This window comes from Paraburkholderia pallida, from assembly GCF_004524855.1.
In the GTDB taxonomy this organism is placed as follows: Bacteria; Pseudomonadota; Gammaproteobacteria; order Burkholderiales; family Burkholderiaceae; genus Paraburkholderia; species Paraburkholderia oxyphila.
The window spans coordinates 454,945-481,057 of record NZ_CP038151.1; the positions used below are offsets into that span (position 1 = coordinate 454,945).

Annotated in this window: 22 protein-coding genes; 11 read left to right on the top strand and 11 right to left on the bottom strand. The window is 66.4% G+C overall.

Annotated elements, in window-relative coordinates; genetic code table 11:
* Nucleotides 1-30: 30 nt before the first annotated feature.
* Both E1956_RS36970 and E1956_RS36975 read left to right on the top strand, forming a co-directional pair.
* Complete coding sequence (locus E1956_RS36970) at nucleotides 31-1,242, top strand: M20 aminoacylase family protein (RefSeq protein ID WP_134758319.1); 1,212 nt, start codon at nucleotides 31-33, stop codon at nucleotides 1,240-1,242.
* Between the two features lie 236 nt (nucleotides 1,243-1,478).
* Nucleotides 1,479-1,718 (top strand): hypothetical protein, encoded by a 240-nt coding sequence (locus tag E1956_RS36975; RefSeq protein ID WP_134758320.1) that lies wholly within the window; start codon nucleotides 1,479-1,481, stop codon nucleotides 1,716-1,718.
* Nucleotides 1,719-1,767: 49 nt separating this feature from the next.
* Here the strand turns inward: E1956_RS36975 and E1956_RS36980 are convergent, their stop codons facing one another.
* The 5 genes from E1956_RS36980 to E1956_RS37000 form a co-directional block, all read right to left on the bottom strand.
* Nucleotides 1,768-2,058, bottom strand: coding sequence for a hypothetical protein (locus E1956_RS36980; protein ID WP_134758321.1), 291 nt, complete (start codon nucleotides 2,056-2,058; stop codon nucleotides 1,768-1,770).
* Between the two features lie 155 nt (nucleotides 2,059-2,213).
* On the bottom strand, nucleotides 2,214-3,389 hold the full coding sequence (locus E1956_RS36985) for an osmoprotectant ABC transporter ATP-binding protein OsmV (protein ID WP_134758322.1): 1,176 nt from the start codon (nucleotides 3,387-3,389) through the stop codon (nucleotides 2,214-2,216).
* Nucleotides 3,386-4,039, bottom strand: a complete 654-nt coding sequence (locus tag E1956_RS36990; RefSeq protein WP_134758323.1) for an ABC transporter permease — start codon at nucleotides 4,037-4,039, stop codon at nucleotides 3,386-3,388. The genes E1956_RS36985 and E1956_RS36990 overlap by 4 nt, the downstream gene beginning before the upstream one ends.
* Before the next feature lie 10 nt (nucleotides 4,040-4,049).
* Complete coding sequence (locus E1956_RS36995; RefSeq protein ID WP_134758324.1) at nucleotides 4,050-4,985, bottom strand: glycine betaine ABC transporter substrate-binding protein; 936 nt, start codon at nucleotides 4,983-4,985, stop codon at nucleotides 4,050-4,052.
* Nucleotides 4,982-5,698 (bottom strand): ABC transporter permease, encoded by a 717-nt coding sequence (locus E1956_RS37000; protein ID WP_134758325.1) that lies wholly within the window; start codon nucleotides 5,696-5,698, stop codon nucleotides 4,982-4,984. Before E1956_RS37000 ends, E1956_RS36995 begins: the two co-directional genes overlap by 4 nt.
* Here E1956_RS37000 and E1956_RS37005 point away from each other — a divergent pair.
* On the top strand, nucleotides 5,697-5,861 hold the full coding sequence (locus tag E1956_RS37005; RefSeq protein WP_232072351.1) for a hypothetical protein: 165 nt from the start codon (nucleotides 5,697-5,699) through the stop codon (nucleotides 5,859-5,861). The two genes, E1956_RS37000 and E1956_RS37005, sit on opposite strands and share 2 nt — an antisense overlap.
* A 473-nt stretch (nucleotides 5,862-6,334) precedes the next feature.
* Here the strand turns inward: E1956_RS37005 and E1956_RS37010 are convergent, their stop codons facing one another.
* Nucleotides 6,335-7,078, bottom strand: coding sequence for a GntR family transcriptional regulator (locus E1956_RS37010; RefSeq protein ID WP_134758326.1), 744 nt, complete (start codon nucleotides 7,076-7,078; stop codon nucleotides 6,335-6,337).
* 220 nt (nucleotides 7,079-7,298) lie between these two features.
* Between E1956_RS37010 and E1956_RS37015 the strand changes: the two genes are divergently transcribed.
* The 7 genes from E1956_RS37015 (at nucleotide 7,299) to E1956_RS37045 (ending at nucleotide 19,055) form a co-directional block, all read left to right on the top strand.
* Nucleotides 7,299-8,519, top strand: coding sequence for a pyridoxal-phosphate-dependent aminotransferase family protein (locus E1956_RS37015; protein WP_134758327.1), 1,221 nt, complete (start codon nucleotides 7,299-7,301; stop codon nucleotides 8,517-8,519).
* A gap of 89 nt (nucleotides 8,520-8,608) precedes the next feature.
* A complete protein-coding gene (locus E1956_RS37020) occupies nucleotides 8,609-11,692 on the top strand; it encodes an FAD-binding and (Fe-S)-binding domain-containing protein (protein WP_134758328.1) in 3,084 nt (1,027 codons plus the stop codon).
* A 148-nt stretch (nucleotides 11,693-11,840) separates the two neighbouring features.
* A complete protein-coding gene (locus E1956_RS37025) occupies nucleotides 11,841-13,130 on the top strand; it encodes an MFS transporter (RefSeq protein WP_134758329.1) in 1,290 nt (429 codons plus the stop codon).
* Between the two features lie 81 nt (nucleotides 13,131-13,211).
* Nucleotides 13,212-14,018 carry an enoyl-CoA hydratase/isomerase family protein gene (locus tag E1956_RS37030; RefSeq protein WP_134758330.1) on the top strand — a complete coding sequence of 269 codons (807 nt, stop codon included), beginning with the start codon at nucleotides 13,212-13,214 and terminating at the stop codon, nucleotides 14,016-14,018.
* A 3-nt stretch (nucleotides 14,019-14,021) separates the two neighbouring features.
* Complete coding sequence (locus tag E1956_RS37035) at nucleotides 14,022-15,260, top strand: CaiB/BaiF CoA transferase family protein (protein WP_232072353.1); 1,239 nt, start codon at nucleotides 14,022-14,024, stop codon at nucleotides 15,258-15,260.
* A 176-nt stretch (nucleotides 15,261-15,436) separates the two neighbouring features.
* A complete protein-coding gene (locus E1956_RS37040) occupies nucleotides 15,437-16,447 on the top strand; it encodes an aldo/keto reductase (RefSeq protein WP_134758331.1) in 1,011 nt (336 codons plus the stop codon).
* A 394-nt stretch (nucleotides 16,448-16,841) separates the two neighbouring features.
* Nucleotides 16,842-19,055: a tetratricopeptide repeat protein gene (locus E1956_RS37045; protein WP_167760250.1), complete on the top strand. Its 2,214-nt coding sequence runs from the start codon at nucleotides 16,842-16,844 to the stop codon at nucleotides 19,053-19,055.
* Nucleotides 19,056-19,070: 15 nt separating this feature from the next.
* Here the strand turns inward: E1956_RS37045 and E1956_RS37050 are convergent, their stop codons facing one another.
* The 4 genes from E1956_RS37050 to E1956_RS37065 form a co-directional block, all read right to left on the bottom strand.
* Nucleotides 19,071-19,937 (bottom strand): SDR family NAD(P)-dependent oxidoreductase, encoded by an 867-nt coding sequence (locus E1956_RS37050; protein WP_134758333.1) that lies wholly within the window; start codon nucleotides 19,935-19,937, stop codon nucleotides 19,071-19,073.
* Between the two features lie 798 nt (nucleotides 19,938-20,735).
* Nucleotides 20,736-21,914, bottom strand: a complete 1,179-nt coding sequence (gene ribBA / locus E1956_RS37055; protein ID WP_134758334.1) for a bifunctional 3,4-dihydroxy-2-butanone-4-phosphate synthase/GTP cyclohydrolase II — start codon at nucleotides 21,912-21,914, stop codon at nucleotides 20,736-20,738.
* Complete coding sequence (locus tag E1956_RS37060) at nucleotides 21,911-22,741, bottom strand: enoyl-CoA hydratase/isomerase family protein (RefSeq protein WP_134758335.1); 831 nt, start codon at nucleotides 22,739-22,741, stop codon at nucleotides 21,911-21,913. The genes ribBA and E1956_RS37060 overlap by 4 nt, the downstream gene beginning before the upstream one ends.
* Before the next feature lie 20 nt (nucleotides 22,742-22,761).
* The gene (locus E1956_RS37065; protein ID WP_134758336.1) at nucleotides 22,762-23,712 is read right to left on the bottom strand and encodes an alpha/beta hydrolase; all 951 of its coding nucleotides are present in this window, start codon (nucleotides 23,710-23,712) and stop codon (nucleotides 22,762-22,764) included.
* 370 nt (nucleotides 23,713-24,082) lie between these two features.
* Here E1956_RS37065 and E1956_RS37070 point away from each other — a divergent pair, with 370 nt between their 5' ends.
* Nucleotides 24,083-25,258 carry a helix-turn-helix transcriptional regulator gene (locus tag E1956_RS37070; protein WP_134758337.1) on the top strand — a complete coding sequence of 392 codons (1,176 nt, stop codon included), beginning with the start codon at nucleotides 24,083-24,085 and terminating at the stop codon, nucleotides 25,256-25,258.
* A 111-nt stretch (nucleotides 25,259-25,369) separates the two neighbouring features.
* On the opposite strand, the gene E1956_RS37075 is transcribed toward E1956_RS37070, so the two are convergent.
* A complete protein-coding gene (locus E1956_RS37075; protein WP_232072355.1) occupies nucleotides 25,370-25,783 on the bottom strand; it encodes a VOC family protein in 414 nt (137 codons plus the stop codon).
* Between the last annotated feature and the right edge of the window lie 330 nt (nucleotides 25,784-26,113).

Below are 26,113 nucleotides of genomic sequence, written 5' to 3' on the forward strand. Positions count from 1 at the left end.
CTTAACCAACATCACAAGGACGCCACCGACATGAAGCGCGAATCCACGCTTACGCCGTTTCAACTGTTGCCCACGCTACTGCCCGAGATCGAAATCGACGCCGAAACGTTCATCGGCATTCGTCGCCAGATTCATTCGCAGCCCGAACTGGGTTTCGAAGTGGGCGCCACGGCGAAGCTCGTGGCGATGCTGCTCGAGAAGTGGGGCTATGAAGTGCACACGGGGATCGGGCGTAGCGGCGTGGTGGGGCAGTTGAAGGCGGGCACGGGCAAGCGGCGGCTGGGCATCCGCGCCGACATGGATGCGCTGCCCATCGTCGAGAACACCGGCCTGCCGTATGCGAGCCAGCACGCGGGCAAGATGCACGCGTGCGGCCACGACGGCCACACGGCCATTCTCCTTGCGGCGGCCAAGACGCTGGCGGAGCGGCGCGACTTCGACGGCACGCTCAACCTCATCTTCCAGCCCGACGAAGAGAACCTGTGCGGCGCGAAGGCGATGATCGATGACGGCCTGTTCGAGCGCTTCCCGTGCGACGCCGTCTACGCGTTGCACAACATGCCGGGCGTGCCCGCCGGCACGTTCCGCGTGCTCGAGGGGCCGGTGAGCCTGTCGTCCGACGTGGCCGACGTCACGCTCAAGGGCGTGGGCGGCCACGGCGCCATGCCGCATCGCGTGAAGGACCCCATCGTGGCGGCGGCCGCGCTCATCACGGCGCTGCAGACGATCGTCGCGCGCAACGTCGCGCCCGACGACACCGCCGTGGTCTCGGTGGGCTTCATCAAGGGCGGCGCCACGCACAACGTGATTCCGGAGACAGTGACGCTAGGCGTCAACATTCGCGCGGCACGGCCTGAGACGCGCGAACTCGTGGAGCAACGCGTGCGCGAGATCGTGGCGGCCACAGCGCAGGCTCACGGGGTGGAGGCCCATATCGATTACCGGCAGCTCACGCCGCCGATGGTCAACACGCCCGATGAAACGTTGCTGGCGCAACAGGTTTGCACGGAGCTGGTGGGGGTGGAGAACGTGGTCGTGCAGGCGCCGAAGGGACTGAACGGCAGCGAAGATTTTGCGTGGATGCTCAAGGCCGTGCCGGGCTGCTATATGTTGCTCGGCAATGGTGAAGGCGAGTTCGGCGGCTGCATGGTGCACAACCCCGGCTATGACTTCAATGACCAGGTGCTGCCGCTCGGCGCGGCGGCATGGGTGCGGCTCGCGCAGCGCTTTCTTGCGGGATGAAAACGGCGTGCTAACGAACGGCTTTCATGGTGCTATGGCGTAAGCCGTTCGTGCGCACGGGCCTCGAAAGGCGCTTAAGGTTCTCTTCAGCCAGGCTTCGTTAAGATCGTTGCGGCCCGGTGGCGATCCATTCATTGCTAGCCACCGGATCATTGCCCGCATCGCCGCAGCATCGGCTCCACGCCGTGGCGGCGAATGCGCGCCGAACGCCTGCCCGCTCTGGAGTGAGTCCCGCCATGAAGCCGCCGTCCTTTGCACGGTTGCGTGCAGATCTGCTCGTCATCGCCCTTACGACGATGTTCATTCAAGCTGTCGTTTTCGTTGCGATCGTGGTGTTGCGCGTGCCGGCGATCTCGTTTGCGACGCTGGACTTTCGCCTCGGCGTGATCGCACTCGTGTCGGCAGCGGTGCTCGCGGTGCGCTGGATCGAACGGCGCGCGGCGCTCGACGGCATCGAGACGCATTTGCCCTCGTGAGTCGCCATTTGCTCGGGTATCCGAAGCAATCCGCCCGTTCGCGCGCGCATCAAGGCGCGGCGCTGGCGATTTCCTCAGTGATCCATTTGCCGTCGTCGATGAGCCTGTCGACGATGCTGCTGCCCACGCTATAGCCGCCCATCAGCGCTTCCGCTTCCGAAGCGAATGCGCGTCCCGCCGCGCGGTCGATGCGCAGCGAGGCGAACGGCATCTTTTCGTCTGAGGAAATCAGGAGCAGGGCGATATGGTCGAGCGCGGCGGCGGCGCCTTCCTGGGTGCGGCAGACGGTTTCGACGCTGACGTCGAGGGTATGGCCGCGATGCTGATACGTGCGTTTCATGAGTGAAGCCCGGAGCGCCGCGTACACGGCGTGTTTCGCAGCCAGACATTATGCTTACGCGAAACTTAGGAAACACTTAAGAAAGCGCACGCGGCGCCCGCCCGCACAAAGCTGGCGTGTGCTGCCTCAGTCGAGTCGCAGCACTCAGGCGGCGCTCATGCAACCGCGCCGGCTGGGATCACGCCGACCGCGCCGCCGGGTGGCTGGCCCGTTTGCTGGCGCGAACGGCCCGAGCTCAGATAAGCCGCGATCGAGTCCTGCGTGATCTCGCCCATCCACGCGCCATCGGCATCGAGCACCGGCATCCACGAAGCGCTGAACTGATACATCTTCGAAAGCACGATGCGCAGGTTGTCGTCCACCGAGACGCTGGCCGCGAAGGGCGTCACGCGCTCGCCACACGCGCCGTCGCCGCCGCGCGCCGCACGGCGCGTGACATAGCCGAGCGCATGGCCCGCTTCGTCGAGCACGGTCAGATAGCGGCAGTCCGCTTCGTCCATGACCGCGAAGGCGTGCGCGAGCGGCGTGTCTACGCGCGCCGTTTCGGGCTGCGTGGCGGCGTCGCCGGCCTTCACGAGCAGCAGACGCTTGAGCGTGCTGTCCTGGCCCACGAACTGCGCGACGAATTCGTCGCGCGGGCGCGCGAGCAGCGTGTCGGGGTGATCGTATTGCACGAGCTGGCCGCGCCGGAACACGGCGATGCGGTCGCCGAGCTTGATGGCCTCGTCGATATCGTGGCTCACCATGATCACGGTCTTCTTCAGTTGCCGCTGCATCTGGAAGAACTCGTTCTGGATGGACTCGCGATTGATCGGGTCCACGGCGCCGAACGGCTCGTCCATCAGCAGCACGGGCGGGTCGGCGGCGAGCGCGCGAATTACGCCCACGCGCTGCTGCTGGCCGCCCGAGAGCTCGCGCGGATAGCGCTTCAGATACTGCTTCGGATCGAGTGCGACCATCGACATGAGCTCTTGCGCGCGCTGGGCGCAGCGTTTCTTGTCCCAGCCGAGCAGGCGCGGCACCACCGTGATGTTCTCCTCGATGGTCATGTTCGGGAACAGGCCGATCTGCTGGATCACGTAGCCGATATGGCGGCGCAGGTCGACTTCGTCGAGCCCGGACGTGTCCTCGCCGTTGATGAGCACGCGGCCCGAGGTCGGCGCGATGAGCCGGTTGATCATCTTGAGCGTGGTGGTCTTGCCGCAGCCCGAGGGGCCGAGGAACACGCAGATTTCGCCTTCGGCCACCGCAAGGCTCACGGAGTCGACGGCGCGCACGGGCTGGCCGTCCTTCTGGGTGAAGGTCTTGGTCAGTTTGTCGAGTTCGATCATGTCTTTTGCACTCCTTTCGGTGTCAATGCGCGCTGCAGCCACTGCAGGAGCAGGTCGGCGACGATCGCGAGCACGCTCACGAGCACCGCGCCCACCAGCAGCTTCATCATGCTGCTCTGGCCGATGGCGCGCAGGATCAGCGTGCCGAGGCCGCCCGCGCCAATCACGGCGGCAATCGTCATCACGCCGATGTTCATCACGACCGCGGTGCGCACGCCAGCGAGAATTACGGGCACGGCGAGCGGCAAGTCTACGAGGCGCAGGCGCTGCCACGAGGTCATGCCAATGCCCGTGCCGGCTTCCTTGATGCCGGCGTCCACGTTGCGCAGTGCCAGGTAGGTGTTGCGCATGATCGGCAGCAGCGAATAGAGGAATACCGCCGTGATGGCCGGCACCGCGCCGATGCCCTGGCCGAAGCGCGAGAAGAACGGGATCATGAGGCCGAACAGCGCGATGGACGGCAGCGTGAGCACGATGGTGGCGAGCCCGAGCAGCGGGCCCGCGAGCCACTCGTGACGGTTGATGACGATGCCGAGCGGCACGCCCGCCACGATCGCGCAGCCCACGGCAATGCCTACCAGCCAGATGTGCTGCAAGGTGAGTTGCAACAGATCGGGCCAGCTCGAAGCGAGATAGTCGAATACGTTCATGAGATCTCCTTCAAGGCAGCTGATGCGTGCGCAGGAAGGCGTCGGCCACGTCGCGCGGCGACTTGCCGTCGAGGTCCACGGCCTTGTTCATGTCCTGCATCACGTCATTGTTGAGCGCCGCCGAAAGCGCGTTGAGTTGCGCCGCGAGCTTCGGGTTGTGCTCGAGCGCCTCCTTGCGCACCACGGGCGTGGCGTTGTACGGCGGGAAGAAGTGTCGGTCGTCATCGAGCGGCACGATGCCGAAGCCCTTCACGCGGCCATCGGTCGTGTAGACGAGGCCGATCTTCAACTGGTTGTTGTGCAGCGCCGTGTAGACGAGTCCGGGGTCCATCTGCTTCATCTGCGAGCGGCTGAACTGCATGCCGTAGGTGTCCAGCAGCGGCTTGAGGCCATCGGGGCGGTTCGCGAATTCCGCGTCCATGCCGAACACGATGTGCTTCGCATCGGGTTGGGTCTTCAGATAGTCGGCGAGCTGCGAAACCGTCTTGATGCCGGAAGTCTGGGCGAACTGGCTGGGCAGCCCGATTGCGTAGGTGTCGTTGAGCGGCGAGGCATCGAGCCAGACGAGCTCGCGCGGCTCATCGAGTGCCTTCACGCGCTGGTACATGTCCTCGGGGGAGAGCTTGTCCTTGAGCTTGTCGTAGACGAGCGCCGCCGTGCCCGTGTAATCCCACACGAGATCGAACTGGCCGTTCTCCAGCGCGCTGCGCATGAGCGTGCTGCCGAGCCCGGAGCGCACTTCCACGTCGTAGCCGCGCGAGCGGAGGTACTGCGCCGTCACTTCCGCGAGCACGTATTGCTCGGTGAAGTTCTTCGCGCCCAGCACGAGCTTGGCGGCGAACGCCGAAGAGCTTGCGGCCACGCACAGCGTACCCACGGCACACAGGCGCATGATCGATCGAATCGCACTGCGAAATATGAACGGAGCGGTGGGAAAGGCGATCATGCAACACCTCCGCGACGCACGATCCACTGGCGGCTGCCGGCCGCGACGAGGCCGTCGAGCACGAGCGCGAGTATCGCGGTGAGCGAGGCGCCCAGCAGCAGCAAGGGCTGGTTGTCGAGATAGATGCCGGGGAAGATGAGCGAGCCAAGGCTGTCCGCGCCAATCAGGTAGGCGAGCGGCGCCGTGCCCACGTTGATGGCGAGCGCCGTACGCACGCCGCCTACGATGATCGGCAGCGCGTTGGGCAACTCCACGCGGGTGAGCGACTGCCAGCCGGTCATGCCGATGCCTTTGGCGGCTTCGCGCAGCGCCGCGGGCACGTTTTTCACGCCTTCGTAGGTGTTACGCGTGATGGGCAGCAGCGAGGCAAGGAACAGCGCGACGATGGCCGGCATATCGCCGATGCCGAAAATACCGAGCGCGATGGCGAGCACGGCGAGCGACGGAATCGTGTTGCCGATGTTGAAGATCTGCATGAAGCGCTCGGCCTGGCGCTGAAGCCGCGGCCGGCTCAGCATCACGCCGGCAGGCACGCCCACGACGATGGCGAGCGCCATGGACCAGGCAACCAGTAGCATGTGACGGCACGCGTAATAAGCGAGATCGCCCGCATGGCTGCGAAACGTTTCGGCGCCGATTCCACGGGCGAGCGCCCATGCGATGACGGCTATGGCTATCAGGCTGCCCAGCAGTTGGACAGTGCGTCGAGTCATGAAGATACGCCCCCTCGATCTCGGTGCGGCGCGCACGAGCGCACACGCCGCGAAGACGCCAGATGGCGCCGCGATGGAAGTTCGTAATCCCGGCATGGCCGCGATTGAACTGACGGAAACAGTCCTTGCCGGCCGCAACGGTGTGCGACGGGCAGTCGAGTGAACGCGCTAGTGCGTTCGTCTGATTGTCATGTTCAGCCCAGCGACGCAATGAAACGGCACGTGCGCGCTGAAGCAGGGCACCGTCCTGCGAGGACGGCATGGATGCGGAGGGCAGAGGCCCAGGCCGCTGGGGCCGGTGGCCCCTTTGATGTGGCGAAACGGATGCGTACGCAACGAAGTACGAAGCTGCATCACCGCAGTTACATCACGTCTCGCACGAGATCATGCTTTTTGTGAATGAAGGCTGAGTATAGGCCAATCGATTGAGCGCGTCTACCATGGGGGGCGATCGATATGATTGACATCGTGGTCAACGATCGCAGCAAATGTGCCTGAACGTGTCATATCGGGTAAATAATCGGGATGACGATATAAATCGGATGGGTATCAATTCCCGATCGAATCGAACCCTGCTTTTCGAGGCAAATTGACGATGGGTGCGCGAGCCGATGAACGTCGCCTCGCGCGTGCGCGCTACTTCTCGCGGCTCATCCCTGCGACGCTGAGCGTGCGCTCGGCCAGCACGGCATCGCGCTTGGCGAGCAGGTGGCCGCGCAGGATCTTCGAGAGCGCAGGCCCGTTGCGCGCTTCGAGCGCGGCGATCATGCCCTCGTGGTCGCGTATCGCGCTGTCCCACTTGGCGGTCTGGAAGTTGGAGCGAAAGCGCAGCGCCTGCAGGCGCCGGTTCAGCGTCACGTAGGTCTGGCGCAGCGCCGCGTTGCGCGCCGCGATGTTGATGAGGTCGTGAATCGCGTGATTGCGCGAGTAGTAGCCGGACAGGTCGTTCTGCGCGCGGCACAGCAACATGGCCGCGTGCAGCGCCTTGATTTGCGCGAGCTCCGTTTCGCTGATGCGCTCGCACGCGAGCTCGCCCGCGAACGCCTCGAGCCCGCTCATGAGCTCGAACATGTCGCGTATCTCGGCTTCGCTCAGCTGCGCAACGGTTGCGCCACGGTTCGGCGAGATCTCGATGAGCCCCTCGGCGGCGAGCACCTTGAGGGCCTCGCGCAGCGGCGTGCGCGAAATGCCCAGCACTTCGCACAGCTTGCGCTCGTTGAGCTTCACGCCGGGCGCGAGCTGCCCCTCGACGATGAATTCGCGCAGGTGGTCGACCACCGTGTCGTGCAGGCGCTGGCGAGCGAGCTTCGGCAGCGCGAGCTCCGGCGCGTCAGGTTGTGCGGACGCGAGTTGCGCGTCCGGAATGTCTGCATTTTGCATACGAGACCCCATCGTCCAACTTGCCCTCATTCTAGCCTGGCTGCCGCCGGCGCTCGGTTGCGGCGCACCGCCGGGTTTCCCCTGGGCCGATTCCGGCCAATTTCACCTTGCATCTGCTCAGCGGTGGACTAAAGTATTTTGCATGCAAAATGCCATTTCGGCTGAATCGGGTGGCATCGACTGAAGTACTTCCGACCTTCCTTGAACGTGGGACCTCTTCATGCTGAAACTCGACTTCCATCCCGCCGGCCGCCATTTCCTGCAGATTCCCGGCCCGAGCCCCGTGCCCGACCGCATCCTGCGCGCGATGAGCTATCCGACCATCGACCACCGCGGGCCCGAGTTCGGCGCGCTGGGGCTTTCGGTGCTGGACGGCATCAAGAAAATCTTCAAGACCACGCAGCCCGTGGTGATCTATCCCGCTTCGGGCACCGGCGCGTGGGAGGCGGCGCTCACCAACACGCTCTCGCCCGGTGACGCGGTGCTGATGTACGAAACCGGCCACTTCGCGACGCTGTGGAAGAAGATGGCGGAGAGCCTGGGCCTGAAGCCCGAGTTTCTCGGCCTGCCCGGCGTGGAAGGTTGGCGGCGCGGCGTGCAGGCTGACATGATCGAGGCGCGTCTGCGCGCGGACACGGGCCATGCGATCAAGGCGGTCTGCGTCGTGCACAACGAGACTTCGACGGGCGTGACCTCCGATATCGCCGCCGTGCGCCGCGCCATCGACGCGGCGGGGCACCCGGCGCTGTTCATGGTGGACACGATCTCGGGCCTCGCATGCGCCGACTACCGGCACGACGAATGGGGTGTGGACGTGACCGTGTCGGGCTCGCAGAAGGGCTTGATGCTGCCGCCCGGCATCAGCTTCAACGCGATCTCGCAGAAGGCGCTGGAGGCGAGCCGCGGAGCGTTGCTGCCGCGCGCGTTCTGGAGCTGGGCCGAGATTGTCGAAATGAACAAGGACGGCTACTGGCCCTATACGCCCAATACGAACCTGCTATATGGCCTCTCGGAAGCGCTCGAGATGATTCTGGGCGAGGGGCTCGACAATGTGTTCGCGCGTCACCGTCGGCTGGCGGCCGCGTGCCGCGCGGCGGTAACGGCATGGGGGCTCGAGATTCAATGCGTGGACCCGGCCGTGTATTCGCCGGTCCTTACGGGCGTGATCATGCCGGACGGCGTGGATGCCGACGCGGTGCGCAAGCTCATTTACGAACGCTTCGATCTTTCGCTGGGCACGGGGCTCGGCAAGGTGAGGGGGCGCATGTTCCGCATCGGCCACCTCGGCGACTGCAACGATCTCGCGCTGATGGCGGCGCTCGCGGGCTGCGAGATGGGGCTGCGGCTCGCGGGCGTCACGCTGCGCGAAAGCGGCGTGGGCGCGGCGATGGACTACCTCGCGCAGCATGAGAGCGCGCCGCGGCTGAAGGCGGTGGCGTGAGCTCACGCCTCGCCAGTGTGCTGATGCACGCAACCCGCGACGAACCGATGCACGACGTTTGAACGCCCGACGTTTCGACCGACTATCCGATGCTCACGTCCACACCCAAACCGCTCGTTCAGCCTATCCGGCTCATGCCTGCTTCCGCGCGTGCGGCGCTCACCCCGCTCGCCGCGCGGCTCACGCGCGAATTGCGCGGCGACGTGCTGTTCGACCGCGCCTCGCGGGGCCGCTACGCCACCGACGCGTCGATCTACCAGATCATGCCCATTGGCGTGGCGGTGCCGCGCGACCAGGACGATCTGCGCGTCGCGCTCGACATCGCGCGCGATACGGGTGCGCCGGTGCTGGCGCGCGGTGCCGGCACGAGCCAGTGCGGGCAGACCGTGGGCGAGGCGCTCGTGATCGACACGAGCAAGTGGCTGAACCGCATCGTGGCCTTCGACGCCGAAGCGCGCACCGTGACGGTCGAGCCGGGCGTGGTGCTCGACCATCTCAACGCGTGGCTCAAGCCGCACGGCCTGTGGTTTCCGGTGGACGTCTCCACGGGCGCGCAATGCACGATAGGCGGCATGGCCGGCAATAACTCGTGCGGCTCGCGCTCGATCGAGTACGGCATCATGGTGCACAACGTGGCGGCCATCGACGCGATCCTCGCCGATGGCCACGAGACCGGTTTCGGTAAGTTATACGAAATGTCCAGCGACGCACGTACGCGAGCGCTCGTCGAGGGCGTGCGCGCGATTGCCGAACGCGAGCGTGACGAACTGCGCGAGCGTGTGCCGAAGGTGCTGCGCCGCGTGGCCGGCTACAACCTCGACTTGTTCGATTGCCAGAACCCGCTCGCGTTCGAGCGCGACGGCGAGCCGAATCTCGCGAACCTGCTGGTGGGTTCCGAGGGCACGCTGGCGTTCAGCCGCCAGTTGACGCTGCGCCTCGCGCCGCTGCCGCGCCACAAGGTGCTGGGCGTGGTGAATTTTCCCACCTTCTACGGGGCGATGGAGCTCACGCAGCACATCGTCAAGCTCGGGCCGAGCGCGGTCGAGCTCGTCGATCGCACGATGATCGACCTTGCGCTCGACAATCCCGCATTCCGGCCCGTGATTGAGCGCGCACTGGTGGGCACGCCGCAGGCGGTGCTGCTGGTGGAATTCGCCGGCGACGATCGCGAGGTCCAGCTTGCGCGCCTCGCGCAGCTCGTGGAGCTGATGGGCGATCTGGGCCTGCCCGGCAGCGTGGTCGAGATGCCCGATGCGGCCGCGCAGAAGGCGCTCTGGGACGTGCGCAAGGCGGGCCTGAACATCATGATGAGCATGAAGGGCGACGGCAAGCCGGTCTCCTTCATCGAGGACTGCGCGATGCCGCTCGAGCATCTCGCCGACTACACGAGCCGCCTGACCGAGGTGTTCCATCGCCACGGCACGGAGGGCACGTGGTACGCGCATGCGAGCGTGGGGACGCTGCACGTGCGCCCGATACTCGACATGCGTCGCGACGGCGCGCAGAAGATGCGCGCGATTGCCGAAGAGGCCGCTGAGATCGTGCGCGAGTACAAGGGCGCGTTCTCGGGCGAGCACGGCGACGGCCTGTGCCGCGGCGAATGGGTTGCCTGGCAGTACGGACCACGCATCAATGCGGCCTTTGCCGAAATCAAGACGCTCTTCGATCCCGCGAACCGCATGAGCCCGGACCGCATCGTCCATCCGCCGAAGATGGACGAGGCCGCGAACTTCCGCTTCGCGCCCGGCTACCGCGAGCGCGCGTGGCGGCCCGCGCTGGACTGGTCGACATGGAACGTCACGCGCGATCCGCTGACGGGCGCCGAGGGCGCGCCGGGTTCGGGCGGCGACGCGAGCGAGGGGCTCGCGAAGGCCGTTGAGATGTGCAACAACAACGGCCACTGCCGCAAATTCGACGCGGGCACGATGTGCCCGAGCTATCGCGTCACGCGCGACGAGCAGCATGTCACGCGCGGGCGTGCGAATACGTTGCGGCTTGCCTTGTCGGGGCAGCTGGAATCCATGGAGCGCGCTGGCGGCGTCAATAGTGGAGAGGCCGAAGGCGGTCTGGCGAGCCGCGCCGTCAAGGATGTGCTCGACCTGTGCGTCTCGTGCAAGGGCTGCAAGCGCGATTGCCCGACCGGCGTGGATATGGCGCGCCTGAAGATCGAGGCGCGCGCGGCATGGCAGCGCGCGCACGGCCTGGACTTGCGCGAGCGGCTCGTTGCGTACCTGCCGCGCTATGCGCCGCTAGCGAGCCGCGTGCCTGGCGCACTGCCTGCAATCGAGCGCTTGCCGCGCGTGGCGGCTTGGCTCAAGCGGCGCATCGGCTTCGCGCCGGAGCGCGCGTTCCCGCGCATCGTGCGCCCGTTCACCGGGACGGCCGAGGCGATGGCGAATGATGTGGCGAAGGCTTCGACAGCGCGCGAAGTGCTGCTTTTCGTCGACACGTTCAACAACTATATCGAGCCCGGCATCGCGCGCGCCGCCAAACGCGTGCTGGAGGCGGCGGGCTACACGGTGCGCCTGAACACCGTGGCCGGCGAGCGCCCGCTCTGCTGTGGGCGCACTTTTCTCGCGGCGGGTCTCGTCGATCAGGCGAAGGCCGAGGCGCGCCGCTCGCTCGATGCGCTCATCCCTTGGGTCGAGCGCGGCGTGCCCATCGTGGGGCTGGAACCCTCGTGCCTGCTCACGCTGCGCGACGAATGGACCGCCTACGGTTTCGGCGAGGCCGCCACGAAGCTCGCGCGCCACGCGCTGCTCTTCGAGGAATTCCTCGTGCGCGAGCGCGCGGCGGGGCGCCTCGACCTGAAGCTCCATGCGTTGCCTGAAGCACGTGCCGTCGTCCACGGCCATTGCCACCAGAAGGCGTTCGACGCGTTCACGCCGGTGCAGACGGTGCTCGGCTGGATCCCGGGACTCGCGCTCGCGCAGGTCGAATCGTCGTGTTGCGGCATGGCGGGCAGCTTCGGCTACGAGCGCGAGCATTACGCAACCTCGCTCGCGATGGCGGAGCTGGCGCTCCTGCCCGCGGTGCGCGCCGCGCAGGCAGCCGGCGACGCATTGGTGGTCGCCGATGGCACGAGCTGCCGCCATCAGATCGCCGATGGTGCCAGTGCGCGTGCACTGCACGTTGCCCAGGTGCTGGAGCGCGCACTCAGTCCACCGCGCTGAAGCGCCTGCGAGCGGCACAGGGGCGGCAGCCCGTGCGCCCGAAACAGAAGTCGAAACATCCGGAGTCCTGAAGTACCCGCCGCGAGGCGAAGCGGGCCGCGAGCGCACGTCTCGCGCGCCGCGCCAGAACACTTCCAGCAAGGAGACGATGATGTTGCGCCGAGCCACCACACGCGTGCTGCTATTGCTGTGCGCGATGTACCTCATCACCTATGTCGATCGCGTCAACGTGAGCACGGCTGCGAGCCAGTTCGCGGCCGAGCTTCATCTCTCGCATACCGAGGTCGGCATCGTGTTTTCCGCCTTCGCGTATCCGTATCTGCTGTTCCAGATCATCGGCGGCTGGGTGGGCGACCGTTTCGGCCCGCGCCGCACGCTCGCCATATGCGCCGTGATCTGGGCCGGCGCCACCGTGCTCACCGGTCTCGCGAGCGGTTTCGCCTCCATGATCGTGGCGCGCTTGCTGCTTGGCCTTGGCGAAGGCGCGACGTTCCCCACCGCCACGCGCGCCATGTCGAACTGGATGCCGGCGAACCGCCGCGGCTTCGCGCAGGGCACGACGCACGCCGCCTCGCGCATCGGCAATGCCATCGCACCGCCGCTCATCGTCTGGCTCATGCTGATGTCGGGCTGGCGTGGCGCGTTCATCGTCACGGGTGTCGCGAGCTTCATCTGGGCCGTGCTGTGGATCTGGTACTTCCGCGACGATCCGCGCGCGCATCCGCGCATCACCGCCGCCGAGTGCGAAGGCCTCGAGCGCTTTTCCGGCGCGAAGGAGCGCGCGCCGGTGCCGTGGCGGCGGCTCGTCGCGCGCATGTCGCCAGTCACGGCCGTGTACTTCTGTTATGGCTGGGTGCTGTGGCTGTTCCTCGGCTGGATTCCGCAGTACTTCCTGCACAACTATCACATGCACCTGGCGAAGTCGGCGCTGTTCGCCTCGGGCGTGTTCTTCGCGGGCGTGCTGGGCGACTGGCTCGGCGGCTCGGTCACCGACCGCATCCTCAAGAAGAGCCGCAACCTGCGCCTCGCGCGCAACGTGATGGTGGGCGTGTGCATGCTGCTCACGCTGCTCTCGCTCGCGCCCATCCTGCTCGCGCAGAACGTGACGGTGACGCTGGCCGCCCTGTGCCTGAGCGCGGGCTTCTTCTTCAACGAGATGACCATCGGGCCGATGTGGGCCGTGCCCATGGACATCGCGCCCAGGCACGCCGGCACCGCGAGCGGGATCATGAACACGGGCTCGGCCGCGGCGGCCATCGTGAGCCCCGTGGTGGGCGGCTGGCTGATCGACCGCACCGGCAACTGGAACCTGCCGTTTACCGTGTCGATGGCGATCATGGCGCTGGGCATCGTGCTCTCGTTCACGATGCGCCCGGACCGCGCGCTCGACAGCGCGGAGGGCCCGGTCGACGGTGCACATGCACACACGACGGCCTGAGCCTGCGGGCGAGGAGGTCAAACGCGGCGCGCGGAGGTGAGCGCGCCGTTCCCGGAAACGATCCCTCTGCGAGGAACGCGCATGAACGACGATACCGCCACTCACGGCGCCATTCAAACGGAGCGCACCGGACGCGACGGCGCGATCGCCATCGTGACGATCGATCGCCCCGCAAAGCTCAATGCGCTCACGCGCACGCTCTGGCGCGCGCTCGGCGACACCTTCGAGGCGCTTGCCGCCGATGACAGCTTGCGCTGCATCGTGCTGCGCGGCGCAGGCGAAAAGGCCTTCTCGCCCGGCAACGACATCGGCGAGTTCGCCACCGACCGCTCGAACGTCGAGCAGGCGCGCGCGTACGGCGCGCTCATGCATCGCACGCTTGGCCTGATCGACGCTTGCCCGGTGCCCGTGGTCGCGATGATTCACGGCATTTGCGTGGGCGGCGGGCTGGAGCTGGCGGCGCTGTGCGATTTGCGCATCTGCGGCGAGTCGAGCCGCTTCGGCGCGCCCATCAAGAATCTCGGGCTCGTGATGGCGCATGCCGAACTCGAAGCGCTGCTGCGCCTCGCAGGCGAGGCCGTGGCGCTGGAGATCCTGCTCGAAGGCCGCATTCTCGACGCGCGCGAAGCGTTTGCCAAAGGCCTCGTCACGCGCGTGGTGCCCGACGCCGAGGTGAGTGCGGAGGCGCTCGCCGCGGCACAGCGCATTGCGGCGGGCGCGCCGCTCGTCGCGCGCTGGCACAAGCAGTTCGTGCGCCGCGCGCGCAATTCCGCGCCGCTCTCGCAGGCCGAGCGCGACGAGGGCTTCGCGTGCTACGGCAGCGAGGATTTCCGCATCGGCTATCAGGCGTTTCTCGCGAAGGAAACGCCGCAATTCAAGGGACGCTGAGAGATGGAAGACACGCGACGCAGCGAATCAAACGCAAGCGCACGCACGGGACCGCTCGCGGGCATGAAGGTGATCGAGCTTGCGCACATCATGTCGGGGCCGGTCTGCGGCATGATGCTCGCCGACATGGGCGCCGAGGTCATCAAGGTGGAGAAGATGCCGGGCGGCGACGACTGCCGCCGTTTCGCGCCGATCCTCGCGAGCGGCGAGTCGGCCTCGTTCATGATGGTCAATCGCGGCAAGCGCGGCATCGCGCTCGACCTGAAGACCGAGGGCGGCCGCGCCGTGCTGCGGCGTCTGCTCGCGAGCGCCGACGTCGTGACCGAGAACTACCGGCGCGGCACGATGGAAAAGCTCGGCATGGGCTACGAGACGCTGAAGGCCGAGAACCCGGGGCTCATCTATTGCGCGATCTCCGGCTACGGGCGCAGCGGGCCGTACGCGGACAAGGGCGGCTTCGACCTCATCGCGCAGGGCATGAGCGGCTTGATGAGCATGACCGGCGAGCCGGGGCAGGCGCCGATCAAGGCGGGCGCGCCGGTCACGGACATCAACGCGGGCATTCTGGCGGCGCTTGGCATCTGCGCCGCCTGGGCGAGCCGGCAGCGCACGGGCCGCGGGCAGATGGTGGATACTTCGTTGTTCGAAGCAGGCTTGCAGCAGATGTACTGGGCTTTCGCCAATTACTTCGCGGATGGCACCGTGCTCGAAAAGGCCGGTTCGGCCAATCCCACGAGCGCGCCTTATCAGGCGTTCGAAACGCGCGACGGCTGGGTCAATGTGGGCGCGGCGAATCAGAGCAATTACGAGCGGCTGGTTGCGGCGCTCGCCATCCCCGGGCTCGCGGACGACGCGCGCTTTGCCACCAACGCGGGGCGCCTTGCCCATCGCGCTGCGCTCGTGGAGATCCTGAGTGTGCGCCTGCGCGAGCGCACCACGGCGCAGTGGCTTGCGCTCTTCGACGAGATCGGCTTGCCGTGTGGGCCGGTGCTCAGCGTGCCCGAGGCGGCCTCGCACGAGCAGGCCATCGCGCGCGGGATGATCGTGCAGACTGGGCATCCGGTGAGCGGGCAGTTCAAGGGCATAGGCTTGCCGGTCCACTTTTCGGAAGGCCCGACAACGCACACGCGTCCCGCACCGCTGTACGGCGAGCACACCGTCGAGGTGCTGCGCGAATATGGCTACGACGAAACGCAGATTTGCGACCTCGAAGTAGAGGGTGCGGTGGGCGTGGGGCGCTGAGGCCGGCGGCGATTGCAGGCGCGGCTCCTCGCCGCTCAGAGCGCGCCTGCATGGGGATTGATGAACCCCATTCATGAACGCATGCGGTTTATCCACCTTTATCCGAAGGGCGCGCTGGTTTCTAATGAGCGTTCTCGCCGTCGATCCGACGTGCAGCCACTCTGGAGTTTTGGGTTATGGATTATCGCTATCTGGGCCGCAGCGGCCTGAAGGTTTCGCCGTTGTGTCTCGGCGCCATGATGTTCGGCGGCGAAACCGATGAGTCGACAGCGACGCGCATCATCGACAAGGCCTTCGAGCAGGGCGTCAATTTCATCGATACCGCCGACGTCTACCACGCAGGCCGCTCCGAGGAAATCGTGGGCCGCGCCATCGCGGCGCGCCGCGACGACTGGGTCGTGGCGACGAAGTTCGGCTATCCAGCGGGCCCGGCGCAGGGTCCCAACCAGCAGGGGCAGTCGCGCAAATGGATCTTCCAGTCGGTCGAGGCGAGCCTGAAGCGTCTGAACACCGACTATATCGACGTGCTCTATTTCCATCGCGCCCTGGCCGATATGCCGCTCGAAGAGGGCGTGCGGGCGGTGGGCGATCTGATCCGCCAGGGCAAGGTGCGTTATTTCGGGCTTTCCAATTTCCGCGGCTGGCGCATCGCCGAAGTGGTGCGCATTGCGGACCAGCTCGGCATCGAGCGGCCCGTTGCGAGCGAGCCGCTCTATAACATCGTGGATCGCAGTGCCGAAGTCGAGCAGCTGCCCGCCGCCGCGCATTACGGCCTGGGCGTGGTCCCGTACAGCCCGCTCGCGCGCGGCGTGCTGACCGGGAAATATGCGGTGGACGCGCCGCCGCCCGCGGACAGCCGCGCGGGGCGCGGCGACCGGCGCATCCAGCAGACGGAGTGGCGCGCCGAGTCGTTGCACATCGCGCAGCGGATTGCGGCGCACGCGGCGCAACGCGGCACGACTTCGGTTGCGTTCGCGCTCGCGTGGGTGCTCAACAACCGGCTCGTGAGCTCGACGATCGCGGGGCCGCGCACCGAGGCGCATTGGGACAGCTACATCGAAGCGCTGGCGCTTCAATTGAGTCCCGAGGACGAGCAGTTCATCGACAGCCTCGTGCCGCCGGGCCACGCGTCGACGCCGGGCTATACCGATCCCGGCTATCCGGTCGAGGGCCGCAAGGCCGGCTGAGCGGGGCCGGGTCAAGCGTGGCGACCTGGTCGCCGAGGCGCACGCCTATGTCGTCGCGCTCGCAGGCAATGGCGAGAAAGGCCAGAAGATCGCTGAAATGGTCGAGCGCCATGAGGAAGCCGAATACCGGGGACCTGGCGCAGACCGTACCATTGGCGCGGCGCTTACCGGGTCCGGCAAAGGCCGCTGGGCAGTCGCGGAAAGGCCCCCATCGCCGCGCCTGCACGTTCATGGAATTTGACTCACCGCAAACGCCATCGAAATTTCAGAACGCTGCTCGTCGCTTAAGCGAGTTCTGGATGCTTTGAGATCGCAGTTTGCTTAACATCGGCGCCCGCAGTCGCGGCCGAACGCGCGACTGAGCTTGCTGGCCCTGATGGAAGATTCCGCGACCATGTCCACGCCCCCAACCCCCGAAGTCAGCGGCGATACGTTCGCCGCCGCCGAAGCCGCCTGGCAACGCGGCGAAACCGAAACCGCGCGCGCCATGTGCGAGCGTCTCGTTGCCGCCGATCCACACGACGCTGATGCGCTGCATCTCGCGGGCCTCCTCGAGATCGGTCGCGACCGCCTGGCAGCAAGGGCGCTGATCGGCCGCGCACTTGTGTCGCGCGAGGACCCGGTGTTTCTGGTGGGCTTCGCCATGACCTGCGTTGGCGCCGCCGAGCGGGACATGGCCATCTACGCGTTGAAGCGCGCACTCGAACTGCGGCCGGGCTCACCCATCGCGCTGAACAACCTCGGCCACCTGTACGGCGAAGCGGGCGATACCGCACGGGCGTCGGAATTGTTCGAACGCGCGCTCGCGCTGGCGCCGCAGCATGCCGCCATCCACTTCAACTACGGGACCATGCTGCTGAGCGCCAACGAGCTCGAGCGCGCGGAAACCGTGCTGCGTCGCACGGTGGCTCTCGCGCCGAACCACGCGAACGCCTGGAATAATCTGGCGAAGGTGATGCTGGCGGGCAAGCGCACCACGGAAGCGCTGGCCGTGCTCGAGGATGCTCGCACGCTCGCACCGGACTCGGTCGAGATCCTCACGAACATCGGCGCGATCCTGAGCGGTGGGACGCGCATCGACGAAGCCAGGACGGTGCTCGAGCGCGCAGTCGAACTCGATCCGCGCCGAGTCTCCGCGTGGAGCAACCTGGGCAACGTGCTGCTCAAGCTCGCCCGGCACGACGAGGCGCGCGCCGCGCTTACGCGCGCCATCGAACTGAAGCCGGACTTTGCCGATGCGCATATCAATCTCGGCAACGCGTGCAGCAAGGCGGGCCGGATCGACGAGGCCATTGCCTGCTATCGCCGGGCGATGGCCTGCGATCCCGGTCATATCGGCGCAAACAGCAATCTGCTGTTCTCGCTGATGTTCGCCGTGGACGACGGACATGCGATTCGCGCCGAGGCCGAACAGTTCTCGGCGCGGCACGAGGCGGCGCTGCTGGCCGCGAGCGAAGGCGCGCGCCATGCGAACCCGCCCGACCCCGCGCGGCGCTTGCGCATCGGCTATGTCTCGCCGGACTTCCGCAACCATTGCCAGTCGCTGTTCACGACGCCGCTCCTTGACCATCACGATCACTCGGCCTTCGAGATCGTCTGCTATGCGCTGAGCGCGCAGCGCGACGACGTCACTGCGCGCCTCGCGAGCTACGCGGACGGATGGCACGACGTGAGGGAGTTCGACGACGCACGCCTTGCACAGCAGATTCGCGACGACGGCATCGACATTCTCGTCGACCTCACGATGCACATGGACGGCGCGCGGCGCTTGTTGTTCGCGCGGCGGCCCGCGCCTGTGCAAGTGGCGTGGCTCGCATACCCAGGCACGACGGGTAGCCCGTCGATTGGCTGGCGGCTGACCGACCCATGGATCGATCCGCCTGATGACCCGCGCGTGGACGACCAGTACACGGAACGTTCGCTGCGCCTGCCGGACGCTTTCTGGTGCTACGACGCGCTTGCGCCCGGCGTGGAGGGGAACGCGTTGCCGGCACTTTCGGCCGGGCACATTACATTCGGATGCCTTAACAATCCATCCAAGCTCACCGATGCAACACTGTCGCTCTGGTCCGGCGTGTTTGCGGCGCTGCCCGATGCGCGGCTTGTGTTGATGGCGCCGCCTGGCGGAGCCCGCGAGCAGCTTGCCGCGCGCCTGGCCGCGCACGGCATTGATGCGGCGCGCGTGAGCTTCGTGGGATTTCAGCTGCGCACCGACTATCTTCGGACTTACCACCAGATCGACATCGCGCTCGACACGTTTCCTGCCAATGGCCACACCACGAGTCTCGACGCCTTGTGGATGGGCGTGCCGGTTCCCACCCGCTATGGCCGCACGGCGCTGAGCCGCGCCGGGCTTTGCCTGCTGGCCAATCTGGGATTACGGGAACTGGCGGCGGACAACGATGCGGACTACGTCGACATCGTGACGGCGCTCGCGCGTGACCTGCCACGGCTCGCCGTGCTGCGCGCGGAGCTGCGTGCGCGCATGGAGGCTTCGCCGCTCATGGACGGCGCGCGTTTCGCGCGCAACGTCGAGGCCGCTTATCGGCACATGTGGGAGGCCTGGTGCGCGGATGCGCGTGGAGCGTCATCCGCCCGTTTGCCATAGTGCGAAACGCCGGCCTTACGCAACGATGGCTGGATGTGCCTGCACTGGGCCGCCCAGTTGCTCGCGATGCGAAGGGGGCTGGCGACCGTCGATATCGGTAATGCCATACTCGCGCGCGAGCTCGGCGCCCACGAGCACGAGGCCCGACTTCTGCGCGCGTTGCGGATCGCGATAGAGCGCATCGACAATGCGTCCCGTGAATTGCGGGCTTTCGGCTAGCTCGCTGAAACCGGCGTACTGCTCGGGATGTGCAGCGATTACGCGGGCGGTGCGCTCGGTCTGGAGCATGCCCATCCAGATCGACACTGCTGCTACGTTGAAGGGGCGCAGGTCCACTGCCATGTCTTTCGCGAATTTATCCACGCCGGCTTTTTGTGCGCCGTAGGCCGCGCCGTGCATGTAGCAGCTTGCGCCGAACGACGAGGTGAAGGCGATCAGGCCGTCGCGTTGCGCGGACATCATGCGTGCTGCGTGCCAGCTCGCGATGTAGGCTGAGCGCAGGCCAACGTTCAGGATGTTGACCATTTCCAGTGGCTTTTCCCAGAACGGCGCGGGGCGGATGAGTTCGTCGTGGAGGACGGTTGCGTTGTTGACTAGCACGTCGAGGCGGCCCTCGTCTTCGCGGATGCGTGCGAAGGCGGCTTCGACCTGGGCGTCGTCGGCGTGGTCGCAGGCGAGGGCGATGCCTCGGCCGCCCTGGCGGGTGATTTCTGCAGCGGTTGCGTGGATGGTGCCGGGTAGGGGCGCGTCGCCTTCATGCTGGGAGCGGCCTGTCACGTAGACGGTGGCGCCGGTGGCGCCTAGTGCGAGGGCAATGCCTTTGCCTGCGCCGCGCGAAGCGCCGGTCACGAGGGCAATGTATGGGCGGGATTGTTTGGACATGCCTGGGTGCTCCATGATTATGGTGCCGCGGAATGCGGCGGAATTAGATTTCTGGCGAAGACATTTAAAAAATTTTATTTTGGAATTCTAATTTTTGTGCGTTATTGACTTTTTGCCTTAACTTGTATTCGCGGCGGGCCGCAGGCGTTGCCCCTGTGCGGGGCGGCACCTACTTTTCTTTGCAGCCGCAAAGAAAAGTAGGCAAAAGAAAGCGGCTCAAACCGCTAGTGTGACGCCGTCCCCCACTGCCCTGTATATCGGAGCGGCTCCGGGGCATCCGTCTCCTCGCACACTCCGCGTTGGTGACAAGGGGCTCATCCTTCCCGCCGCGCGCTACGCGCGGGCGGAAGGGTCTGCAAGGAAAACCGGGCGTGGTGCTGGCGATTGCGCGGGAGTAGTTCCGGGCGCATTGGCGATTGTGCAGGAATGGTTCCGGGCGAATATGCTGGAATCCTACTGATATACGAGAGTGCTCTCATATGAGTACATTGGCTCCCTGCGAATACGCGTATATCCCACTGGTTTTGGTTATGCCCCACGGCGCGCGGAGCGCCGCCGGAAGTATGAGCCCTTAGTCACTCCGATAAACGACGAGTGACGACAGACGCTCCGGAGCCACTCCGATATACGGGGCAGTGGGGGACTGCGTCACACTAGCGGTGTGAGCCGCTTTCTTTTGCCTACTTTTCTTTGCGGCTGCAAAGAAAAGTAGGTGCCGCCCCGCACAGGGGCAACGCTTGCGGCCCGCCGCGAAAACAAGTTAAGGCAAAATCAAGCATAGCGAAGCGAGAAGAAAATCTACACTTCAACGAGCCTACGCGAGTCACAACTCGCGAATGCAGCGGCCCGAATCACATCAACAGGATCATCACGCCGCACCGGCGCATCCGGCAAATCCCCAAGCGGAATAAACGCACTGATCTCGAGCCCATGCCCGGATAGCGCGGGCAGCCTGAGCGGCGTAGCGAGCACATTGAGCTTGGAGAGCCCGAGATCCCGCAGGATCTGCGACCCAATACCGTAATGCCGGTTACCAGGCTCCGCACCATGGCCATCAAGCGGATGGCCCACTTCCCGCACACCCGTCCGCAATGCGCAATCGAGCAACACAGCCACACCGCAACCCGCCTGGCTAATACGCGAGAGCGCGCCATGCAGCGCGAGACCGTGCGCGCCCGGTGACTCATCGAGCAGATCAACCAGCGATGCACGCTCCTGCACACGCACGAGCGTAGGCACCTCAGCATTAGGCTGACCCCGCACAAGCGCGAGATGGCTCGCACCACGCACGCGATCCCGATACTCGATCGCCTCAAACGGCCCCCACGCCGTAGCAAGCCTGCGCGACGCCACGCGCTCAACGAGCGACTCACGCTCGCTACGATACCGAATCAAATCGGCAATCGTGCCGATCTTCAAACCATGCTCGCGCGCGAAGTTCATCAACTCCGGCAGGCGCGCCATCGTGCCATCGTCGTTCATCACCTCGCAGATCACAGCGGCAGGCGTCATGCCCGCGAGCGCCGTAAGATCGCAGCCGGCTTCGGTGTGGCCCGCGCGCACCAGCACGCCGCCCTCACGCGCGACGATCGGAAACACGTGCCCCGGCTGCACGAGATGCTCGGCGCGCACGCCCGGTGCGATCGCCGTGCGGATCGTGTGCGCGCGGTCGGCCGCGCTGATGCCCGTGGTCACGCCCTCCGCCGCCTCGATGCTCACCGTGAAGGCCGTGCCGTATTGCGTGCCGTTGTTCGCGCTCATCGGGCTCAGCTGCAGGTGCGCAGCGTGCTCCGCCGTGAGCGTCAGGCAGACGAGGCCGCGCGCGTGGCGTGCCATGAAATTGATCGCCTCGGGCGTGACGCAGTCGGCGGCAATCACGAGATCGCCTTCGTTCTCGCGGTCTTCCTCATCGACGAGGATCACCATGCGCCCGGCGCGCAGTTCTTCGACGATGGCAGGGGTGTCGGCCAGTTTCATGCGGTTTGCTCCTCGTGCGGGGCCAGCTCGGCATTGGCGCCAAAGACCGGGGCGCGGCGCTCCGTGAATGCGCTCGTGCCTTCGCGGAAATCGGCGTGGGCCGTGCACGCGAGGAAGGCGCGCTGCTCGGCCACGAGCTGCGCGCCGAGCGAGTGGCGCGGCGCATCGGCGATCAGGTGCTTGGTGTGCGAGAACGCGGCAGGCGAGAGCGCGGCGAGGCGCGCGGCGCGCTCGCAGGTGGCCGCGGCCAGCTCGGCGGCGGGCACGACCCAGTTCACGAGGCCCACGCGCAGCGCGTCGGCGGCGCTGTAGCGCTCGTCGAAATAGAGCCACTGGGCCGCCGTGCGCGTGCCCATCAGGCGCGGCAGCGTGAAGGTCGCGCCGCCGTCCGGCGAGGTGCCGAGGCGGTTGTACGCCGAGGTGAAGGTGGCGTCGTCCGCGGCGATGGCCACGTCGCAGGCCGCCACGAGCGCGAGGCCGTAGCCCGCCGCCGCGCCGTTCACGCTCGCCAGCACCGGTTTGGACGAGTGGGCGATCAACTCGACCGCGCGTTGCGCGTGGCGCACGAGCTTGCCGATGGCGCGCTCGCGCCGCGCGGCCGACAGGTCGAGGGCGGCGCGCATCGCGCGTACGTCGCCGCCCGCCATGAAGGCGCGGCCCGCGCCGGTCAGCACGATGGCGCGCACGCCAGGCTCCTGCGTGAGGCGCTCGAGCCTCGAGCACAGCTCGACGGCCATCGCTTCGCCAAGCGCGTTGAGCGCGTCGGGCCGGTTGAAGGTGAGCGTGACCACGCCGTTGGCGTGCGTGGCGAGAATCGTGTCGGTCATGGGGTGTTGGCGCGTGAAAGTCAGAGATGCAGCGCCGCGCGCAGCGCGCGGGCGCCCAGGTCGAGCGCGGCGCTCGCGGCATCGAGCACACCGAGCATGCTGGCGAAGCCGTGCATCTGCCCCGGCCAGCGCACGAGCGTGACGGGCACGCCCGCCTGCGCGAGGCGCGCCGCGTAGTGCTCACCCTCGTCGCGCAGCGGGTCGCATTCGGCACTTATAATGGTTGCGGGCGCAACTTGATCGAGCTGCTCGGCGCCCAGCGGGCTCGCGAGCGGCGAGGCGCGATCCGCTTGCGGCTCGAAGTACTGATCCTTGAACCAGCGCATGAGGCCCGCGTCGAGCAGATGGCCGCTGCCATAGGTTTCATATGAGGGATGCTCGTGCGCGCAGTCGAGCACGGGGTAGAGCAGCAACTGGTGTGCGATCGCCACTTCGCCGCGCAACTGCTGCGCGCAGACGGCGGACAGATTGCCGCCCGCGCTGTCGCCGGCCACGGCGAGCGCGCCCGGACGGGCACCCAGCTCGGCGGCGTGGGCGGCGGCCCAGCGCACCGCCGCAATCGCGTCTTGCGCGGCGGCCGGAAAGCGTGCCTCGGGCGCGAGCCGGTAATCGACGGAAAGCACGAGCGTTCGTGCGCGTGCCGCGAGCGTGCGGCAGATATTGGCGTGTGTATCGATCCCGCAGGCGACGAAGCCGCCGCCGTGGAAGAACACGAGCAGCGGCAGGGCCTGGTCGCTCGCGTCTTCTGCTTTGATCGGACGATAGAGACGCGCGGCGAGCGGGCCGGCCGCGCCGGGCAGCGTCAGGTCTTCCTCGGCGGCAATGGCGTCGCCAGGGCCGATCGCGCTGGCCGCGCCGCCGCCCGCCGCGATTGCCGCGCGGTAGCTGGTGGCGTCGAGCCGGCTGTAATCGGGGGCGGGCATGCCGGCGAACGAGGCGAGCAGTGCGGCGGCCTGTGGGTCGAGCGCCATGCGGGGTGTCTCCCTGATGGAAAGCGTGATGAGAAAAGTGCGCCATGGCGGCGCCATTGAGCGCATTGGAGCCTTTGCGCGCAACCCTTGCATCGTCCGATCAGACGAGGGGCGCGGGCCGCGAACGGCGTAATGTTTGATCAGTTCCTCAACGGGACTGTGGGCCGTGCCGGCATCGGTCACGGCAAGGCCACGGCCCACGCGGACTCGCGCACGATCCCCAAAAAAACTCGCGAAAGAGCCAGGGCGTGAAGGAGCAGAAAATCAAGGGCGCGTATGCCGGTTAGGGGAATGTCCCGATGCCGGCGGCGAGACAGCCCCGTAAAGTTGGCCGTCGCTTTGGGCGGCATGGAGGACGGAGACCGTGTTGATGGAGACAAGATGGGCCCCGGAAGAGGGCCAGGACGCCGGAGTCATGGCTGGCGTCGATATTTCGCAGTTCAGCGCGCTGATGGCGCGCGTGTATCAGGGGCCGCTGGAAGCGGTGCCATGGTCGGGGGCGCTCGAGTTGGTGCGGCAGCACCTGGACGCAAACTACGCCACGCTGATCCTGCGCTCGCCGTCTAGCGACCGGCGCGGGCTGATGGTGCATGCCTCGGGAAGCGGCATACCCGATGAGGCTTCGTATAACGACTATTACTATTCGCTCGACCCGTTCGTCGGCCTGCCGGCGGACCGCGTCGTGACCGTGGACGAGGTGTTCGGCGAGACCGGCTGGCTCTCGAGCGAGCTGTACAAACAGTTCCTGCAGCCTGCCGACGTGCGCTACATCATGGGTGCCGACCTGCGCACGGAGTCGGGCGTGGAGTGCCGCTTCCGGGTGTGCCGCAAGCACGGCGCCGCGCATTTCAACGCGCGCGACAAGGCGTTTTGCGCGCTCCTGCTGCCGCACCTGCGCCGCGCGGTGGAGCTGCATTCGCGCCTGGACGTGGTGGAATCGGAGCGCACGCTCTACGCGAGCGCGATCGACCGCATGCTGGTGGGCATCGTGACGCTCGACGAGAGCGGCGCGATCATGAACACCAATAGCGTGGCCGATGAAATCCTCTCGGAAAGCGATGGCCTGCGCATGGCGCACGGCAACATCGAGGCGATGGACGGCCAGGAGAACCGCACGCTGCAACGGCTGATCCGCCACGCGATGATGGGGCACTTCGGCACGGCCGGGCCGCTGGTTGAGGCGATGCCCGTGACGCGCAGCGGCGACCGCCCGAAGCTGGGCGTGCTGGTGCGGACCGTGCCGCTGTCCGATTGGTCGGAAGATAATCGCCGCCGGCCTGCGACGGTGCTGTTCCTGCGCGATCCGGACCGCAAATCGCAGCGCTCGCAGGAGATCGTGAGGAAGCTGTTCGATCTGACGCCTGCGGAGACCTCGCTTGCGCTCTTGCTGACTAACGGGCTGACGCTCGAAGAGGCTGCGGAGGAACTGGGCATCAGCAAGAACACGGCGCGTGCGCATCTGCGCTCGATTTTCTCGAAGACGGGTGTCACGCGGCAGGCCACGCTCGTGCGGATACTGCTTGGTAGCGTCGTGCCGTTGGGTTGAAGCGCGGCGCGCTTTCTAGCTTATTGCGCAGTGGTTTTTCGCGCGCTAATGCGCGATGTTTGCAATCGAAAAAGGCGGTCACGTTCATTGGCGTGGCCGCCTTTTTGCGCTTTACGTCGCATGTTTTTGTGTGAGCACGAGTAGCGCACCGTTGCGGTCTTCGAGTACCGCGCGCAGTTCGTGCGGGCCCTGTTGCACCGGCACGCGTACGCTTGCGCCCGTGGCGACCACGCGCTCCATGGCTGCGTAGAGATCGTCATCTTCGGCAATGCGAAACGTTAGCGCGGGGCGCTCGACGATTCGTTCGTCGCCGGCGACTAGCGCGATCGTCAGTGGGCCGCCTTCCAGCGCGCAATAGCGCTCGCCGTCGCGCATTTTTATCGTGAGACCAAGGCCGTCTACGAAGAACGGCAGCGATGTCTCGATCGCCTCCACCGGGTACAGCATCATCGAAGCCTTCATTTGAATCTTCCCCTTGAATTTGTATGGCGTGGTGTTGCCATATCTCGATACTAGCTTGAGCATGGCTGCGCGCCATGTCTGTTCGGACTAGAGGAGCGGCGCGCTTGTCGCGCTTTTTTTTCCCGCGGTGCGCGGGGCGTTGGCCTTAACTTGTTTTCGCGGCGGGCCGCAGGCGTTGCCCCTGTGCGGGGCGGCACCTACTTTTCTTTGCCGCGGCAAAGGCAAAGAAAGCCGCTCAAACCGCCAGTGTGACGCAGTGGACCACTAACCTTATATCGGAGTGGCTCCGGGGCGTCTGCCATCATGGGACGTATAGCGGAGTGACTAAGGGCTCATCCATCCGGCGGCGCTGCGCGCGCCGTGGGGCATAACCAAAACCCGTGGGTGTACGCG